This window comes from Duganella sp. CF458, from assembly GCF_900113115.1.
Classification (GTDB): domain Bacteria; phylum Pseudomonadota; class Gammaproteobacteria; order Burkholderiales; family Burkholderiaceae_D; genus Rugamonas.
Window position 1 is genome coordinate 1 of record NZ_FOOF01000018.1, and the last position, 16,773, is coordinate 16,773.

At 62.1% G+C, this 16,773-nt stretch carries 14 protein-coding genes, 1 rRNA gene and 1 riboswitch; of the genes, 10 read left to right on the forward strand and 5 right to left on the reverse strand.

Annotated features, from left to right (window positions below; all coding sequences use genetic code 11):
- Positions 1 to 130 precede the first annotated feature (130 nt).
- A 5S ribosomal RNA gene (rrf, locus tag BM269_RS23850) occupies positions 131 to 243 on the forward strand.
- Between the two features lie 248 nt (positions 244 to 491).
- Positions 492 to 1,574: an SEL1-like repeat protein gene (locus BM269_RS23855; RefSeq protein WP_170860471.1), complete on the forward strand. Its 1,083-nt coding sequence runs from the start codon at positions 492 to 494 to the stop codon at positions 1,572 to 1,574.
- A 42-nt stretch (positions 1,575 to 1,616) separates the two neighbouring features.
- Here the strand turns inward: BM269_RS23855 and BM269_RS23860 are convergent, their stop codons facing one another.
- On the reverse strand, positions 1,617 to 2,198 hold the full coding sequence (locus BM269_RS23860) for a C39 family peptidase (RefSeq protein WP_090443210.1): 582 nt from the start codon (positions 2,196 to 2,198) through the stop codon (positions 1,617 to 1,619).
- Positions 2,199 to 2,211: 13 nt separating this feature from the next.
- Complete coding sequence (locus BM269_RS23865) at positions 2,212 to 2,856, reverse strand: hypothetical protein (protein ID WP_229204778.1); 645 nt, start codon at positions 2,854 to 2,856, stop codon at positions 2,212 to 2,214.
- 153 nt (positions 2,857 to 3,009) lie between these two features.
- Positions 3,010 to 3,104, reverse strand: a riboswitch (glycine riboswitch).
- A gap of 169 nt (positions 3,105 to 3,273) precedes the next feature.
- On the opposite strand from BM269_RS23865, the gene BM269_RS23870 reads away from it, so the two are divergent.
- The 8 genes from BM269_RS23870 to BM269_RS23905 all read left to right on the forward strand — a co-directional run bounded on the left by BM269_RS23870 (position 3,274) and on the right by BM269_RS23905 (position 13,526).
- On the forward strand, positions 3,274 to 4,497 hold the full coding sequence (locus BM269_RS23870) for an ABC transporter substrate-binding protein (protein WP_090443213.1): 1,224 nt from the start codon (positions 3,274 to 3,276) through the stop codon (positions 4,495 to 4,497).
- 15 nt (positions 4,498 to 4,512) lie between these two features.
- Positions 4,513 to 5,331, forward strand: coding sequence for a carbohydrate ABC transporter permease (locus BM269_RS23875; protein ID WP_090443216.1), 819 nt, complete (start codon positions 4,513 to 4,515; stop codon positions 5,329 to 5,331).
- A complete protein-coding gene (locus BM269_RS23880; protein WP_229204779.1) occupies positions 5,328 to 6,173 on the forward strand; it encodes a carbohydrate ABC transporter permease in 846 nt (281 codons plus the stop codon). The genes BM269_RS23875 and BM269_RS23880 overlap by 4 nt, the downstream gene beginning before the upstream one ends.
- Before the next feature lie 4 nt (positions 6,174 to 6,177).
- Positions 6,178 to 7,272 carry an ABC transporter ATP-binding protein gene (locus BM269_RS23885; protein ID WP_090443221.1) on the forward strand — a complete coding sequence of 365 codons (1,095 nt, stop codon included), beginning with the start codon at positions 6,178 to 6,180 and terminating at the stop codon, positions 7,270 to 7,272.
- 16 nt (positions 7,273 to 7,288) lie between these two features.
- Complete coding sequence (locus BM269_RS23890; protein ID WP_090443224.1) at positions 7,289 to 8,320, forward strand: LacI family DNA-binding transcriptional regulator; 1,032 nt, start codon at positions 7,289 to 7,291, stop codon at positions 8,318 to 8,320.
- An 80-nt stretch (positions 8,321 to 8,400) separates the two neighbouring features.
- Positions 8,401 to 9,768, forward strand: coding sequence for a GH1 family beta-glucosidase (locus tag BM269_RS23895; RefSeq protein ID WP_090443227.1), 1,368 nt, complete (start codon positions 8,401 to 8,403; stop codon positions 9,766 to 9,768).
- A gap of 11 nt (positions 9,769 to 9,779) precedes the next feature.
- The gene (locus tag BM269_RS23900; protein WP_090443230.1) at positions 9,780 to 12,260 is read left to right on the forward strand and encodes a glycoside hydrolase family 3 protein; all 2,481 of its coding nucleotides are present in this window, start codon (positions 9,780 to 9,782) and stop codon (positions 12,258 to 12,260) included.
- Positions 12,261 to 13,526, forward strand: a complete 1,266-nt coding sequence (locus BM269_RS23905; RefSeq protein ID WP_090443233.1) for a sugar MFS transporter — start codon at positions 12,261 to 12,263, stop codon at positions 13,524 to 13,526.
- Here BM269_RS23905 and BM269_RS23910 read toward each other — a convergent pair.
- The 3 genes from BM269_RS23910 to BM269_RS23920 are packed head-to-tail and all read right to left on the reverse strand — an operon-like array spanning position 13,484 to position 16,742.
- Positions 13,484 to 15,007 carry a tryptophan halogenase family protein gene (locus tag BM269_RS23910; protein ID WP_255372313.1) on the reverse strand — a complete coding sequence of 508 codons (1,524 nt, stop codon included), beginning with the start codon at positions 15,005 to 15,007 and terminating at the stop codon, positions 13,484 to 13,486. The genes BM269_RS23905 and BM269_RS23910 overlap by 43 nt on opposite strands.
- 12 nt (positions 15,008 to 15,019) lie before the next feature.
- Complete coding sequence (locus BM269_RS23915; protein ID WP_090443237.1) at positions 15,020 to 16,051, reverse strand: cupin-like domain-containing protein; 1,032 nt, start codon at positions 16,049 to 16,051, stop codon at positions 15,020 to 15,022.
- Positions 16,035 to 16,742 (reverse strand): SapC family protein, encoded by a 708-nt coding sequence (locus BM269_RS23920; RefSeq protein WP_090443240.1) that lies wholly within the window; start codon positions 16,740 to 16,742, stop codon positions 16,035 to 16,037. Before BM269_RS23920 ends, BM269_RS23915 begins: the two co-directional genes overlap by 17 nt.
- Positions 16,743 to 16,773 lie beyond the last annotated feature (31 nt).

Sequence of the window (16,773 nt, forward strand, 5' to 3'; positions counted from 1 at the left end):
TGCATTAAGCTAACTGATACTAATTGCCCGTACGGCTTGTCCCTATAACCTTGCCGGTTATACAGCGCTTGCCTGTGTTTGAGACTACACCCCCCGCTTTTACTTCTTCCCGGATTGTTGACAAGTCATGCCTGATGACCATAGCAAGTCGGTCCCACCCCTTCCCATCCCGAACAGGACCGTGAAACGACTTTGCGCCGATGATAGTGCTGCAACCAGTGTGAAAGTAGGTTATCGTCAGGCTCTTATTAGAAAAATCCCCTTCGGCACCGCGCGCGATCTAGAGCGCGTGCAGGCTGAAGGGGATTTTTTGCTTTTTCCGGCTTACTTGTCCGCCTTTCACGCTGCTGTTGCAAAAATGCATCAAAGTTTTCATTTATATTATGTTGCTTAATGGAAAATTCATATAATTTTCATTTTCCACCTAGCAGAAACATAATATGGCGTTGAAGTTCCGGTACGTAGCACTCCTGGCTTGTCTGCACTTCCCCGTGCAATTTGCACATGCGCAGGCATTTTCCCGCACCCCTAATGAAGAGTACGCAAAAGGCAATTACGCGCGCGCCTTCCGCGGCTTCTTCGAGCAAGCATCGCGCAGCAATGACTCGAACGTGCAGTTCAACCTGGGCATGATGTATGAACGTGGCCAAGGCACCGACCAGAACGATGGAGAGGCTGCGAAGTGGTATTCGCGCGCAGTCGACCAAGGCCATGTTCCCGCGATGCGTCAGCTCGCAGGTTTGATGGCTGCTGGCCGCGGCGTCAAACAAGACGGTGCTGCCGCCTTGGCGCTGCTGCGCAAGGCTATCGATCAGAACGATGTTGGAGCGATCGAACAGGTGGCTGGCATGTACTTCGAGGGACGCGGCGTTCCGGCCGACCAGGCGCAAGCGAAGCAGTGGTACCAGAAGGCCGCAGCCGCCGGCAGCAAGAACGCGCAGGAAGCGCTGACCCTGATCGCTGCAATGGAGCGCCAGGCAGCCGGCCCGCTCGCGCCGATCCGCAAGCGCGCCGTCGCTGGCGACGCTAGCGCCCAGTACGACCTGGCTGTGGCCTACCACACCGGCAATACGGTGCCGAAAGATGCGACGCAGGCGCTGGACTGGTACTTGAAGGCGGCCGAGCAAGGTCACGCGATGGCGCAGTTCTATGCCGGCTTGCTTTATTCGAGCGGCGATGGCGTAGCGCAGGACCTGGTCCAGGCCCGCGCCTGGTTCACCAAAGCTGCCGCGCAGGACAACAAGGATGCCGCCACCAACCTCGCCGTGATGCTCGACCTGGGCAAGGGCGGTCCGGTTGATTTGCCGCAGGCTGCGATCGTGTACCAGCAGGCGGCAAAGCTGGGCAGCGCGCAGGCGCAGGTAAGGCTGGCGGGCATGTACTGGATGGGGCAGGGCGTCAAGAAAGACTACAACCAGGCTGCCGTCTATTATCGCCAGGCGGCGGAGCAGAACGAAGTGACCGCCATCCGCAAGCTGGTCTACCTGCTTGAAAACGGCGTGGGCACCGCCCGCAATATCGACGAGTCGAAGAAGTGGGCCGCCAAGCTGGAGCAACTGGGCGGCAGTAACTAAGTAGTGAAAAGCCCGCCAGCCCTGAGCTGGCGGGCTTTTTTCTTAAGGGCTCACGTTCATGCGCTGCGTATGCGTCCAATTATGGTCGGATGCGCTGACGGCGGATGCAAAGGTGCGATAAGTCTGTCCTTCGCCTGGCCACGGGTTCATGATGTAGATGTAGTTGGTCCCGTTATAGGTTTCGTAGCCACGTCCCACCATGATATGGCCACCGCCATTGCTCCAGCCGTAACGGATCACGAACGGGCGGTTGCCGTTGATCTCATTGACCACCGAATTCCACGACAGGTAGTTGTTGATCGCGGTATTCGGCACGCCCCAATTCGCCAGGATGTTTTGCACGCTGCCCGAGCTGCCGTACATATTGTTTGGGCGGTTGGCGTAGCTGTTCCAATTGAAGTTGGTGTTGCCGCAGGCGTAGTTGATGCCGAAGGCCCAGTTCACGATCTGGCATTGGCTGGGCGTCCGGTTGTAAACATTCAGGACAGCCTTGCTGGTGGCGGACCAGCACCACTGGCTGTGCTCCTGGATCGTCAAGGGGACGTTCAGCGTACGCCATTGTGCAAAGGCGGAGGGCAAGGCAAGCACCAGCGCAGCGCCGGCCACGATTTTTGCGATTTTCATGTGCGGCTCCTCCTTAGCGGAATGCTTCGATATTGGCTTTGACTGCGGCGCGCAATGGCTCAAGCAAGTCCGTGCCTTCAACCAGCTGGTTGCCATTTTTCTGAAGCAGCAGCGATTCGCGCGCCGAGTGCAGCGGGGCGAACTTGGCGCGGTCTACTTCCAGCAAGTCTGCGCGTGCCTGGTAGATGCGGATGAAGCGCAGGTTGGAGCGCGCGCTGTTGCCGTGCACGGCCATGGCGGCGTCCACGTCTTTCGCCAATACGGAGGCGCCGTATGCCACGGTTTCATAGCGGCCGTTCACTTGCTGCACGGTTGCCAGGCCGATCGGCTTGCCGTGCAAGGAAATCACAAAGCGCCATTCGCCTGTCGGCTTGGCCAGCGATGCCAGGTCGCCGCGCGCCAGCAGTTCTTTCGGATCGACGGTATAGACTTCGAAGCCATGGCTCACCTTGGCTTGCTTCAAGTCGCCCACGTCCGTGATATCGAGCGGGAAGTCGATCGGTGCGCTACCGGGTCGAATCGCCTGCTGGTGCTCGGCGAATTGTGCGAGTCCGCGTTTGGCGGCCTGTAGTGCCGCGCCGTTGTCTGCTTTTGCCAGGAACGGGGCGGCCATCATCGCTGCGCAGGCGATGCGCAGCCAGAGTCGATGCATATGCATGTGACTACTCCTCTGAAGGTTGATCAGATGTTTTTGAGGTGCGAGGTGATTGCCCCCTCTGTGCTGGACCTGAGAGTTTCACAGGCGTTGGCGGCCTGCTTGCTCCTTCGGTGCGCCAACGTTGCTTTGTAGGCGGCTCTTCAGAGTTTTGAAAACGCGCGACCGGTCCTTTGGCCTGAGAGATTCCGGGGGCGGCTTGCTCCTTCGGCGTTGTCCATGGGTGGGACAAACTCTCCCGATCACGCGACCGGTATGCGCCGGCGGCAAAAAACAGGATAGCCCATGGATATACGATTTCAATCGTTTTCCGCTACACGTTGCGTTTTCGCCAAGCGGGCCGTTCCTGTTATTCTATTGACACTCGCCCGGGAAATTGGTAACGTTTCCAAAAATAAGCAGCACACTACAGGAGACGGGATGTTTAAGCAGTTATTTGCTTGTGCCATGGCGCTCGGCGCCATACCCGCGCAGGCTGCCGGGCCGAGCGCGGAAGTGATCCACTGGTGGACTTCAGGCGGTGAATCCGCTGCCGTAAAACAGCTCGCGAGTGCCTATCGCGCCGCCGGCGGCAACTGGATCGATACGGCGATTGCCGGTGGCGAGCAGGCCCGTGCAGTAACCCTCAATCGCATGGTTGGCGGCAAGGCGCCGGCAGCCGCGCAGTTCAATATCTCCAAGCAGTTTCTCGATATCGTGGACCAGGACATGCTGGTGCAACTCGATGATGTCGCACGCCAGGAGCATTGGGAAAGCACGCTGCCGGAACCGATCGTGAACACGATCCGCATCGATGGCCATTACTACGCGATGCCGATGAACATCCACATGCAGACGTGGATCTGGTATTCCAAGGCGGCGTTCAAGAAGGCTGGCATCGCGAAGGAGCCTGCAAGCGTCGATGAACTGTTTGCCGCGCTGGACAAGCTGAAAGCAGCCGGGCTGGTTCCCCTGGCGCACGGAGGACAGGCATGGCAGGAGCACATCCTGTTCGCGTCGTTGCTGGCGAATATGGGCGGGCGCCAGCTCTACCTGCAGGTGATGCGCGACCGCGATCAGCGTGCCATCAGTTCGGAGCCGGTGCGCAAGGTGCTGCTGGCGTTCAAACGCCTGCAGGCTTATGTCGATGCCGCATCGCCGGGCCGCAACTGGAATGACGCGACCGCGATGCTGGTCAGCGGCAAGGCCGGGGTGCAGGTCATGGGCGACTGGGCCAAGGGAGAGTTCAACAATGCGAAGATGGCGCCCGGCGTCGATTACGGATGCATCCCGGGCCTTGGCGCGAATTCGCCCTACCTGATCCAGGGCGACGCTTTTGTCTTCCCGCGCTCGGACAGCGCGGAGGTGCAGCAAGCACAGAAGCTGATGACGAAAGTGCTGCTGGCGCCGGCCACCCAGGTCAGCTTCAACAAGCTGAAAGGCTCGGTGCCACCACGTGCCGATGCCGATACCAGCCAGCTCGACGCGTGCGCCCGCGCTGGTGCCGCCATCATGCGCGACCGCAATCGCCAGGTCGGTGCGCCCGAGATCTACCTGACGCCCGACCAGAACGGCGCAGTGCAGGATGCGTTGACCGCGTACTGGAACACGTCGATGCCGGTTGAGAAGGCGCAGAAGGCGCTGGCTGCGGCGCTGAGGAACTAGACGGTGCGCCGAGCCATGTCTTACGCGGCGCTGTTGCCGATGCTGCTCACGGTTTGCGTGGGCTATCTCGGCTCGTTCGCCTGGACCTTCTATGTCTCACTCACCAGCTCGCGCAGCATCGCGACCAATAAACTGGTTGGCATGGCGCAGTATGAGCGCTTGTTCGACAATGAGCGCTGGCTGCTGTCGCTGCATAACCTGGCCCTGTTTGGCCTGTTGTTCGTGCTGGCCTGCATGGTGATCGGCTTCCTGTTGGCCGCTGCTATCGATCGCCAGGTGGCGGGCGAGGGCGCGCTGCGCACGGTCTTCCTTTATCCCTATGCGATGTCGTTTGTGGCGACCGGGCTGGTATGGCAGTGGATCCTGACGCCGGGCGGCATTCCCGGCCTGGAGGTCGACTGGCTGGTCGACCAGGACATGGTGCTCTACACGGTGGTGCTGGCATCCGTATGGCAGGCCTCCGGCTTCGTGATGGCGCTGATGCTGGCCGGCCTGCGCGGCGTCGACCCTGAAATCTGGAAGGCCGCGCGGCTCGATGGTATCCCGGCCTGGCGCGTCTACGTCTCCATCGTGCTGCCGATGCTGGCGCCCACGCTAGCGACCGTGTTCATACTCCTGGCGACCATGGTGGTCAAGCTGTATGACGCAGTGGTCTCGATGACCCAGGGCGGCCCCGGTACCGCCAGCGAAGTGCCTGCGAAATTCATCATGGACCACCTGTTCCTGCGTGCGAATATAGGCCTGGCTTCGGCCGGTGCGGTAGTGCTGCTGCTGACGGTGCTCGCCTTGCTGGCGCCATGGGCCTATGCCCGCAGCCGGAAGAGGGCCGTATGAAGACGGCACGAATCGGCCTGTATGTGTTCCTGGCCAGCGCAGCGCTGTTCTTTCTGCTGCCGCTGTACGTGATGCTGGTGACCTCGCTGAAATCGATGGATGAAATCCGGCTGGGGAATATCTTCGCGCTGCCGTTGGCCCCCTCGCTGGATGCCTGGCGCGCAGCCTGGAGCGAAGCTTGCACCGGCGCGGCCTGCGAAGGCGTGCAGGTGGGATTCTGGAATTCGGTGCGGATTGCCGTGCCAAGCACCGTGCTGCCGATTGCGCTGGGCGCGCTGAATGGCTACGCCTTGTCTTTCTGGCGGCCGCGCGGCGCCAAGCTGTTGTTCGGCATTCTGCTGCTGGGAGCTTTCGTGCCGGTGCAAGTGATGATCTATCCGCTGGTACGCATGATGGCTGGCCTGGGCGTATTTGGCTCGCTGCCGGCGATCGTGATCGTGCACCTGGTGTTCGGCATGCCGGTATTGACGCTGCTGTTCCGCAATTATTACGCGGCGCTTCCGCAGGAGCTGTTCCATGCCGCCCGCATCGATGGCGGCGGCTTCTGGCGCATCTTCTGGCATGTGATGCTGCCTTTGTCGGTACCGATGCTGGTGGTGGCGGCGATCATGCAGCTCACCGGGGTTTGGAACGACTACATCCTTGGCCTGGTGTTTGCGGGGCGCGACAACCTGCCGATGACGGTACAGTTGAATAACGTGATCAATACGACGACGGGCACCCGTCTTTACAACGTCAATATGGCCGCCACGATCCTGACGGCGCTGGTGCCATTGGCGATCTATTTCCTGTCGGGCCGCTGGTTCGTACGCGGCATCGCTGCCGGTGCGGTGAAAGGTTGAACGGATGTCGAACGTAAGTCTGAAAAAGCTGGATATTACCCTTGGCGGCAACGCGATCATCCGCGGCCTGGACCTGGAGGTGGACGAGGGCGAATTCCTGGTGCTGCTGGGCCCCTCGGGTTGCGGCAAGTCGACGCTCCTGCACAGTATTGCGGGACTGACGGAAACCTGCGGCGGCACCATCGAGATCGGTGGCAAGGATATGTCGCGCACAGATCCCAGCGAGCGCGGGATCGGCATGGTGTTCCAATCCTATGCCCTGTATCCAACCATGACGGTCGAAAAGAATATGTCTTTCGGCCTGCGCATTGCCGGCGTGGCGAAGGCGGAGATCAAACGCCGCGTGGATCGCGTCGCCGCGATGCTGCACCTGGACGATCTGCTTGGGCGCAAGCCGGCGGCCCTTTCCGGCGGGCAGAGGCAGCGGGTGGCGATCGGCCGCGCGCTGGTGCGCGAAGCCGGCGTCTACCTGTTCGATGAACCTCTTTCCAACCTCGACGCGAAGTTGCGTACCGATTTGCGGCGCGAACTCAAGCTGCTGCACCAGCAACTGGGGGCGACCATGGTCTACGTGACGCATGACCAGGTCGAAGCCATGACTCTTGCCAGCCGCATTGTCGTGATGCGTGCGGGGCAGATCCAGCAAGTCGGCACGCCCGGCGAGGTGTATGAGCGGCCTGCCAATCTGTTCGTCGCCGGCTTCCTCGGCGCGCCGGCCATGAACCTGATTGAGGGCGAAATCGATGCAGTCGGCATGTTTGCAGGCGCCTGCCTGCGCCTGCCGATGGGCGGGGCCGCCGGAGCGGGCGGTAGGCGCAAGGCCGTGCTGGGTGTGCGCCCGGAGCATATTTCGCTGGTTTCTGGCGGCTCGCTGCAGGGCAGGGTAACACTGGTGGAGCCGATGGGCGCCCACCGCGTTGTGTGGCTGAATTGCGGAGGCAAGCAACTGTCCTGCATCCTGCAGGGCAGCCGCGCCATTGCGCCGGATGACACGGTCGCATTCGAGATTGATGCACAACGCGCTTCGCTGTTCGACCCGGAAAACGGCAAGCGCTTTGATTTGGCGGGCGCTTCAAGTATGCTCGCGATGACGCTATAAGAAGAAAAGGATTCCAGTGGCCACTATCAAAGACGTAGCCCGCCTGGCGGGCGTAGGTTTGGGCACCGCCTCCCGCGTAGTCAGCGGCAAGGGTTCGGTGTCGCCAGCCACGCTTGAAAAGGTGAAAAAGGCGATCGACGAACTGGGGTTTCGCCCGTCGCATGCGGCACGCACGCTGCTGACCGGTACCAGCCAGATGATCGGCGTCTACATACCGGTCCTGAGCGGCACCTTCTATACGCCTATCCTGCAGATCATCGATACCGAGCTGCGTACCGCCGGCCTGCACATGGTGGTGGCCTTCGGCGTCGGCCTGGGCGACGAACGCAAGCAGGCCAAGGACGGCATCCAGTTCCTGATGGAGCGCGGCTGCGACGGCCTGATCGTGATGACCAGCGCCTTGCAGGACGAAGACATCGAGGCATTGGGCACACAACAGGGCCGGATCGTGGTGCTGAACCACAACCTGGCCAGTATTCCGGATCAGTGCTTCACCTTGGACCACAAGCTGGGCGGCCGCCTGGCTGCGCGCGCACTGTTGGACCACAAGCATCGCGATATCGCCGTCGTGGCGGGCCCGGCGCGCCTGGCCGACAACGTGGCGCGTGTCAATGGCTTCATGGAGGAGCTGCAGGGCGGCGGCATCGATACCAGCCGCATGTGGGTGGCCGAGAGCGACTTCTCGCCGGCCGGCGGCTGGGCCGCGGCCAAGGAGCTGGTGGAATCGGGGCATCGCTGCACGGCACTGTTCTGCGCCAACGATGAAATGGCGGTCGGCGCGCTATCCTACTTCCAGGAGGCGGGCATCCGCGTTCCGAACGATTTGTCCGTCATCGCCTACGACGACACCCCAAGCGCGGAGTTTTCGGCGCCGCGGCTGACGACCGTCCATATGCCGTGGCGCGAGATGACGATGAATGGCCTGAGCGCCTTGTTGAACCGCTGTTACGGCCTGCGGCGCACAGTGACGCGCAGCTTCCCGGTGACGGTAACGCTGCGTGCTTCGCTGGCCAAGGCGGCCAGCGTCAAGCGCAAGGCCGCTGCATGAACTGAACCGGCAACAGGGCGCTTGCGTCCTTTTTTTCGACTGAATATGGAAACCTTTCCAAATCCTGTACACTACTGAATATGACTACTCGAGACCAGATTGAACCAGGCGCCCCGACGCGCAGCGACTTCGCCCGCGACTTCCTGTGGGGATGCGCCACTTCGTCCTACCAGATCGAGGGGGCCGGCAGGGAAGATGGGCGGGCGGAATCGATCTGGGACCGCTTTGCCGCTACGCCGGGCAAGGTGCGCGACGGTTCGAGCGGCCTGGTGGCCTGCGACCACTACCATCGCTGGCCGGAAGATATGGATATCGCGCGCGACATGGGCCTGAACGCCTACCGTTTTTCGATTGCCTGGCCGCGCATCGTGTCCGAATTCGGCGCCGCGCCCAACCAGAAGGGCCTGGATTTCTATTCGCGCCTGGTCGATGGCATGCTCGAACGCGGCATCCAGCCGTGGGCGACGCTGTACCACTGGGACTTGCCGCAATACCTGCAGGACCGTGGCGGCTGGGCCGAGCGCGACACGGTGCAGCGCTACCTGGAATTCGTGGACGCCGTAACGCGCCGTCTGGGCGATCGCGTGCAGCACTGGATCACGCACAATGAGCCATGGTGCACCGCCATCCTGGGCAATTTCGAAGGCCTGCACGCACCGGGACTGACCGATTTCGGCACGGCGCTGCAGGTGTGCCATCACGTGCTGCTTTCCCATGGAAAGGCGGTGCCGCTGATCCGCGAAAACGTGCCGGGCGCACGCGTCGGCATCTCGCTCAGCCTGCATCCATTGCGCGCCGCCAGCTCCGGCGAAGCGGACCGCGCGGCCTGCGAGCGCCACGACGGCCTGCGCTACCGCTGGTTCCTCGATCCATTGCACGGTCGCGGCTATCCGGCGGCGACGCTGGAGCGGGTAGGCGCAGCGGCGCCGATGGTGTGCGAAGGCGACATGGAAGCGATTGCGGTGGCGACCGATTTCATGGGCGTGAACTATTATTTCCCAGAGACGGTTGCGGACGCGCCCGGCCACGAGCCGCTGGATGCACGCGTGCTCCCGCCGCCGGCCGGCGCGGAAACCACCGCCATGGGCTGGGAAGTGGCGCCGGAAGGCATGAGCGAGCTGCTTGGCCGCATCCATGCCGATTACGCGCCGAAGGAGCTGTACATCACCGAGAACGGCTCCTGTTTCGACGATGAAGTGCTGGCCGATGGTAGCGTGCCCGATGTTGGTCGTCGCCGTTACCTGGCGCGCCATCTCGGCGCCATGCAGGATGCGATCGCAGCCGGCGTGCCGGTGAAGGGCTATTTTGCCTGGAGCCTGGTCGACAACTTTGAGTGGGCGGAAGGTTACCTGCGCCGTTTCGGCCTGGTCCACATCGATTACACAACACAAGAACGAAGGCTGAAGGAGAGCGGCAAATGGTACAGCGCCTTCCTGCAACAGCCATAAAAGGAGACAGGATGAAACAGGTTTCACTGCTGGCCACGGCGCTTGCCCTTGCGCTTCCCGCAGCGGCAGCGCCGCTGGCCGACTGGCCTCACATAAGCAGCGCAATCAAGGCCGACCCGGCGCTTGAGAAACGCATCGCCGGCATCGTCGGCGGGATGACGCTGGAACAGAAGATCGGGCAAATGACCCAACCGGAGATCAAGACCACCACGCCGGACGACGCGCGGCGCTACTACCTTGGATCGGTGCTGAATGGCGGCGGTAGCTGGCCCAACGGGAACAAGCGCGCCAATGCGGCGGAGTGGCTGGCGCTGGCCCAGAAATACCACGACGCTTCGATGGCAACCGATATGGCGGTCAAGGTGCCCGTGGTATGGGGGATCGACGCCATCCACGGCAACAGCAATGTTTTCGGCGCCACCCTGTACCCGCACAATATCGGACTCGGTGCTGCGCACAATCCCAAGCTGGCCTACGAGATCGGTGCCGCGACCGCCAAGGCAGTGCGCGCGACCGGCATAGCCTGGGTCTTCGGCCCGACCATTGCGGTGGTGCGCGACGACCGCTGGGGACGAACCTATGAGAGCTTCTCGGAAGATGGCAAGCTGGTGGCCCGGTATGCCGGGCAATACGTGAAAGGCTTGCAGGGGCGCTTCAAGACCGATGCCAACGTGCTGGCCAGCGCCAAGCACTTTGTCGGAGACGGCGGCACCGACCAGGGCAAGGACCGCGGCAACAACAAGGCCTCGCTGGCGGACATGGTCAACATCCACGGTGCCGGCTATGTGCCGGCGCTGGCGGAAGGTGCGCAGACAGTCATGTCTTCTTTCAATAGCTGGAATGGCGTGAAAGTGCATGGCAGCCGCGAGCTGTTGACCGACGTGCTGAAGACGAAGATGGGCTTCGACGGATTTGTTGTCAGCGATTGGAACGGCATTGCCGAAGTGCCGGGCTGCCGCAACGATAGCTGCCCGCAAGCGATCAATGCCGGCATCGACATGGTGATGGTGCCGGATGACTGGAAGGCCTTCATCGCCAACACCGTCGCCCAGGTGAAAGCGGGAGAGATCCCTATGTCCCGCATCGACGATGCCGTGACCCGTATCCTGCGCGTCAAGCTGCGCGCAGGCCTGTTCGGCAAGAGCCCTGCCCAAAACCTATATGCCGGCAAGGATGAGGCGCTGCAGGATCGCGAACTGGCACGGCGCGCCGTGCGCGAATCGCTGGTGTTGCTGAAGAACGAAGGGCCGGCGTTGCCGCTGGCACGCGGCAAGAAGATCCTGGTGGTCGGCAAGAGCGCCGACAATATCTCCAACCAGTCCGGAGGCTGGTCGCTGACCTGGCAGGGTACCGACAATACCAATGCCGATTTTCCGAATGCCGACAGCATCCTCACTGGGATCCGTGCCGCGGCGGGCGAGGGCAATGTGGAATTCAGCATTGACGCGAAAGGCGTCGACCTGGCGCGCTTCGACGCGGTGATAGCGGTCGTCGGCGAGCGCCCCTATGCGGAAGGCGATGGCGATATCGGCCCATCGGGCACGCTCCGCCACAGCAGCCGATATCCCGAAGACCTGGCCGTCCTGCAAGCGGTGGCAGGCAAGGGTAAGCCGGTGATTACCGTGTTTCTCGCAGGGCGCCCGTTGTTCGTCAACGACCTGCTCAATCTGTCCGATACATTCATCGCAGCCTGGCTGCCTGGTACCGAAGGCAAAGGTGTTTCCGACCTTCTGGTGGCGGGGACGCGCAGCTATGATTTCCGTGGCAAGTTGTCCTTCTCGTGGCCGAAATCGGCTTGCCAAACGCCTTTGAACTTAGGCGATACCGGCTATGCACCGCTGTTCGCATTGAACTACGGCTTGCACAACGGACAGCGTTCGAAGCTGGGCAAGCTGGATACGTCTTACGCCCCTGGCGGCTGCGGTTCCAGCGATACCGTGCCGGTGCATGGACAGGCTGACCGTGCGAGCTTCCCCTTGTCGATCCGCAGCGGCAGCGAGCAACTGGCGCTCGGGGCGGATCTGAACGCAACGTTCCGCCTGCCCGGCATCACGGTGCAGACGGCGCAGGTCAATACACAGCAGGATGCCAAGCTGGTGACCTGGTCGGCTGGTGCGCCATCCGGCGCAGCGCTGGTTGCGCGCGGTACCAGTCCGATCGTGCTGCCGGCTGCCGCGATACGCGATGGAGCCCTGCAGTTTGACGCTATCGTAGCCGCAGCTCCGCAGGGCAAAGTCACGCTGGCGATGCAGGACACCGAAATCGATGCGACCAGGCTGTTCACGCGCATCGCGGGAAAGGGCAAGCAGAGCGTCAAGCTGCCACTGGCCTGTTTCATAGCGCGCGGCCTGAAATTGGACCACATGGATGCGCCCTTCGCCATCAGCGCCAGTGCGCCGTTTGCAGCAGCTATCGCCAATATCGAAATTGCGGGCGGCGCCGCTGCCGCAGCGGACGCTGTGCGTTGCGAAGAACTGAAACAGGAGAACTAAATGGCCAGCATCGCACCCGGCTCCCCGGCCACCGCCCGCCAGGATAGTGCAGCCACCGCGCAGGACGGTACCAACACCAGCGCGTTGGTGATCGTCACCATCCTGTTCTTCATGTGGGGCTTGATCACTTCACTGAACGACGTCCTGATCCCGCACCTGAAGGCGATCTATACGCTGACCTATGTGCAGGCAATGCTGGTTCAGTTCTGCTTCTTTGGCGCGTATTTCATCGTATCGCTGCCGGCGGGAGCCTTGATTCGCCGCATCGGTTATCAGAAGGGCGCTGTCACCGGTCTGCTGATCGCCGCGGGCGGCTGCGCACTGTTCTATCCCGCGTCGTTCGGCGGCTACGGCTTGTTCCTGTTTGCCTTTTTTGTGCTGGCGTCCGGCATCACCATTTTGCAGGTGGCGGCGAACCCGTACGTGACCGTGCTTGGCGCGGCGCGCACGGCATCGAGCCGCCTGACGCTGACCCAGGCGTTCAACTCCCTTGGCACCACCATTGGCCCCGCCGTAGGCGGCCTGCTGATCCTGTCGACCGTTGGGGCGGCCGCCGGCGCCGCGGCCGATGCGGCAACGGTGCGGGGGCCTTATCTGGGGTTGGCTGGTGCGCTGGCGCTGCTGGCGGTGCTGTTCTTCGCGGCCAGGCTGCCGCAGATTTCGGGAAGCGACGATGTGGCGCTGCCGAGCGAGGGCCAAGGCTCCGCATGGGCGCACCGGCACCTGGTGCTGGGCGCCGTTGGCATCTTCCTGTATGTGGGCGCGGAAGTCAGTATCGGCAGCTTCCTGATCAACTTCCTCGGCGAATCGCATATTGCCGGCCTGTCGCATGCCGAGGCGGCGCACTACGTCAGTATCTATTGGGGCGGTGCCATGGTCGGACGTTTTATCGGCTTCGCCGTGATGCGCGTTGTCAGTCCGGGCAAGACGCTGGCCTTCAATTCCCTGCTGGCGATTGCGTTGGTGCTGGGAGCCGCATTCGGCAAGGGTAGCGTGGCGATGTGGGCAATCCTGGCCGTCGGCCTGTGCAACTCAATCATGTTCCCGACCGTCTTCAGCATGGCGCTGAACGGGCTGGGCAAGTACACGGGCCAAGGCTCGGGGATCCTTTGCATGGCCATCGTCGGCGGTGCACTGGTTCCTTTTGCACAGGGCGCGCTGGCTGACGCGATCGGTGTGCAGGCGTCCTTCATGCTGCCGGCCGCCTGCTATGCCTTCATTCTCTACTTCGGCGCCAAGTACTCTTCCATGTACGCGGCACAGTAGTTCTCCACGTACTGTTGGTGCGGCGGAAGCTGCGCCACGGTACGTGCCACATTGTTGCGGATGCCGTCAAGCAAGCAGGACAGCTCCGCATCCCCCATCAAATCCGCAGAGGGATGGTGCTGCAGCGGCATGATGCCCTGGCCCAGCATCACCTGGACCCACGAATTTTCGGCGAACAGTTCGTTCGACAAGCGGAACACACGGCCCGTTTCGCGGAACATGTCGATCCGGCGCCGTAGCGATTTCGGCACCTCCATCTCGGCGCAGTGGCGCCAGAAAGGGGAGTCGCGGCGGTTGGTGACCTTGTAGTGCAGGATGATGAAATCGCGGATATGTTCGATCTCGGTCCAGGCTTGCCGGTTGTATTCGTCGATCTCGGACTGGAAGATGCCGGCAGAAGGGAACATCTGCATCAGGCGGATGATGCCACGCTGGATCAGGTGGATGCTGGTCGATTCGATCGGTTCCAGAAAGCCGCTGGCGAGGCCGATCGCGACGCAGTTCTTGTTCCAGACCTTGCGCCTTTGGCCGGGCTTGAAACGGATCACGCGCGGCTGCACGAGCTGCTCGCCTGTGATGTTCGAAATCAGCCCGGCGCGCGCGGTATCGTCGTCGACGAACTTGCTGGAGAAGACCATGCCATTGCCGACGCGATGCTGCAGCGGGATGCGCCACTGCCACCCCCATTCATGGGCGATGGCTCGCGTGTACGGTACGGCGGGTCCGGTGGAAGAAGTCTGTATCGCGATCGCGCTGTCGTTGTGCAGCCATTGCGACCAGTCTTCAAACCCTTCACCCAGGGTTTCGCCGACCAGCAGGGCGCGGAAACCGGTGCAATCGATGAACAGGTCGCCTTCGAGCATGGCGCCGCCATCGAGCTGCAGCGCCGTGATATGGCCGTTCGCGGCGTCGGTGTGGACCTTGGCGATCTTGCCCTCGATGCGCTGGACACCGTAGCCTTCCGAATACCTGCGCAGGTAGCGTGCGTAGGCGCTGGCGTCGAGGTGGTAAGCGTAGTTGATGCCTTCTCGTGGCAGGTGGCCAAAGCGCTCCAGCTGCGCAGCTTTCAGCTCCAGGCAGTAGTCGCCATAGTCGCCCGCCAGTTTGCGTTCGCGGCCCTTGCGCCAGAAGTGATTGAAGCCGGCCGTCCAATGGTCGATGCCGGTCATTCCAAAGGAGTGGATGTAGTCTTCGTTGACGTTGCGCCAGTTCTCGAAGCTGATCCCCAGCTTGAAGGTGGCCTTGGTCGCGGCCATGAATTCCTGTTCATTGATCTCCAGCAGCCGGTGGAAATTCAGCAGGCTAGGAATCGTCGCCTCGCCTACGCCGACGGTGCCGATTTCGTCCGATTCCACCAGCTTGATGTCGAGGACTTTGCCGAGGCTGCGCGAAACCGCCGCGGCAACCATCCAGCCGGCAGTGCCGCCACCTGCAATGACAACGCGCCGCACGGGGCGGCGCTGGAACTGTTCGTCTCTCACTTCGTTCTCCGTTTATCGGTTGATTTTCTTCAGAAGCTGGGCGCGCAGCATGCGCGCTGAGTTGTCGTCGATGGCACCCAGCACGCGCCTTGCGCTCTTTGGGATGTGGGCTGCGGTCTGTTCATCCGCCTCGAACACGTAATGCCGGAAGATTTCCTGCCATGCGCGGCGCTGCGCGGGCGGAAGGTCGCGTATCGAGAGCAATGACAGCATGAGAGCATTGGCCGGCGTGTCCATAAAAGCGGGCGATTGCCGCCACCAGTAATTGACCAGCACGTTGAAGCACTCCAGCGCTTCGACGTGGTGCCACCACATGCTGGGAATGAATATCGCGTCACCCGGTGCCAGTTCGGCTGATTGGGCATGGCGCATCGCTTCGCCGAAGCGGGGAAAGCGTTCGATATCCGGGTGGTGCAGGTCGACCAGGCTGATTGGCTGGCCGGCCGGCGTGAAGTCCAGCGGCCCGACGTACAGGTTTTCCAGTTGGTCCGGCGGGAACAGCGTGAATCTGCGGCGGCCAGCGGTCACGCAGGCCAGATTGTCCGGCAGATCGTAGTGGGCCGGGATGCGGACCTGGTTGCCGATCCAGATGCTCATGAGTGCGTCGCGCGGAACCATGGCGAGCGCGTTCTCATCGCTGTAGCCCGGCAGCGCCGTGTCTACCGTGGTGGAACCGACGTAGATGGCGGGAGAGTTAGGATTGTCGCGCTGCCTGGCGAGTTCCATCAGGACGTGGTCAAGGCGCGTGTGTACGGAGGAGAAATTGAAGCCGCTCAGGTCTTCGTTGTAGAAGACGCGCCCGCCGATGTCCGGGCTGCCAAGCATGGCGATCACCGTGGCATCGCGGCAGAATCGGCGCAAGTAAGCATCGGCGCTCGCAGCGCGAGCGATGCTGTCGACGCCGTTGCAGCCTGCCTGTACCGCCGGCCAGCGCGCAAGCAGGCCGCGCAACACCAGCGGCTCCGTGGAGCCCAGCAGCTCGCCGCCAAGGTCGGATGGCGTTACACCATGTAGCTCGCGGATCGGTTCAGCACTGGCCTGCATGGACGCGGTTCTTGCGTTCGATCAGCGTACGGAAGTTGCTCATGGAGGCGATCACCATGTAGATCGCTTGCAGGCAGCCGGCGCGGTTCAGGCGTTCCAGCACGTCGCCCGGCAAGGTGGAAAGGCGTTCTTCGTTGATGGTGTAGAAACCGGCCAGCCGGCGCTGCGAGCCGTCATCCAGCTCGATGTCGAACACGAACGATTCGAGCAACTGGTGCTCGAGCAGGGCCGCCTGGAAGCCGCGTGCCTGCTGCAGCCCCTGGTGGATGGCAAGCAGGGTGGCGTTGACGCGCTCGAGGTAATCGGAAGTTCCGCCATGCGGCAGGAATACGCGCTCTCCGTTTGCGGTACTGAGGCGCGGATTATCCAGATCCACGTGCACCGTCAATTCGTCGCCGTTCACGCCGATCAGGAAAGGCTGGCGCTCGATCGCCAGGGGGATATAGGGCGCCTCCCAGCCGTGCATTCCGAGAAACAGGTTTTCGCCCTCCTGGAAACCGAACAAGGCATGCGCCTCAAAGTCGCCAGCGCCCCCTTTGCGGAAGACGATCGGATAGCAGGCCTGCACGTCGCGAAATTCGGACGGGAAGGTGAGGGCGGAAATGACGTTGTCGCCGAAATGGGCGCCGCGCCCGGTCTGCACGTGCAAGTCCTTGTGGTCGATGTTATTGAGCAGGACAGGTTTTGCCATGGTACTCCTTGTATGGTGGGCAGGCCGAGGC

Bases quoted from the DNA above. Each gene is read 5' to 3' on its own strand.
- BM269_RS23860 (WP_090443210.1), bottom strand. From the start codon at position 2,198: ATGAAAATCGCAAAAATCGTGGCCGGCGCTGCGCTGGTGCTTGCCTTG.
- BM269_RS23865 (WP_229204778.1), bottom strand. From the start codon at position 2,856: ATGCATATGCATCGACTCTGGCTGCGCATCGCCTGCGCAGCGATGATG.
- BM269_RS23870 (WP_090443213.1), top strand. From the start codon at position 3,274: ATGTTTAAGCAGTTATTTGCTTGTGCCATGGCGCTCGGCGCCATACCC.
- BM269_RS23875 (WP_090443216.1), top strand. From the start codon at position 4,513: ATGTCTTACGCGGCGCTGTTGCCGATGCTGCTCACGGTTTGCGTGGGC.
- BM269_RS23880 (WP_229204779.1), top strand. From the start codon at position 5,328: ATGAAGACGGCACGAATCGGCCTGTATGTGTTCCTGGCCAGCGCAGCG.
- BM269_RS23885 (WP_090443221.1), top strand. From the start codon at position 6,178: ATGTCGAACGTAAGTCTGAAAAAGCTGGATATTACCCTTGGCGGCAAC.
- BM269_RS23895 (WP_090443227.1), top strand. From the start codon at position 8,401: ATGACTACTCGAGACCAGATTGAACCAGGCGCCCCGACGCGCAGCGAC.
- BM269_RS23900 (WP_090443230.1), top strand. From the start codon at position 9,780: ATGAAACAGGTTTCACTGCTGGCCACGGCGCTTGCCCTTGCGCTTCCC.
- BM269_RS23905 (WP_090443233.1), top strand. From the start codon at position 12,261: ATGGCCAGCATCGCACCCGGCTCCCCGGCCACCGCCCGCCAGGATAGT.
- BM269_RS23915 (WP_090443237.1), bottom strand. From the start codon at position 16,051: ATGCAGGCCAGTGCTGAACCGATCCGCGAGCTACATGGTGTAACGCCA.
- BM269_RS23920 (WP_090443240.1), bottom strand. From the start codon at position 16,742: ATGGCAAAACCTGTCCTGCTCAATAACATCGACCACAAGGACTTGCAC.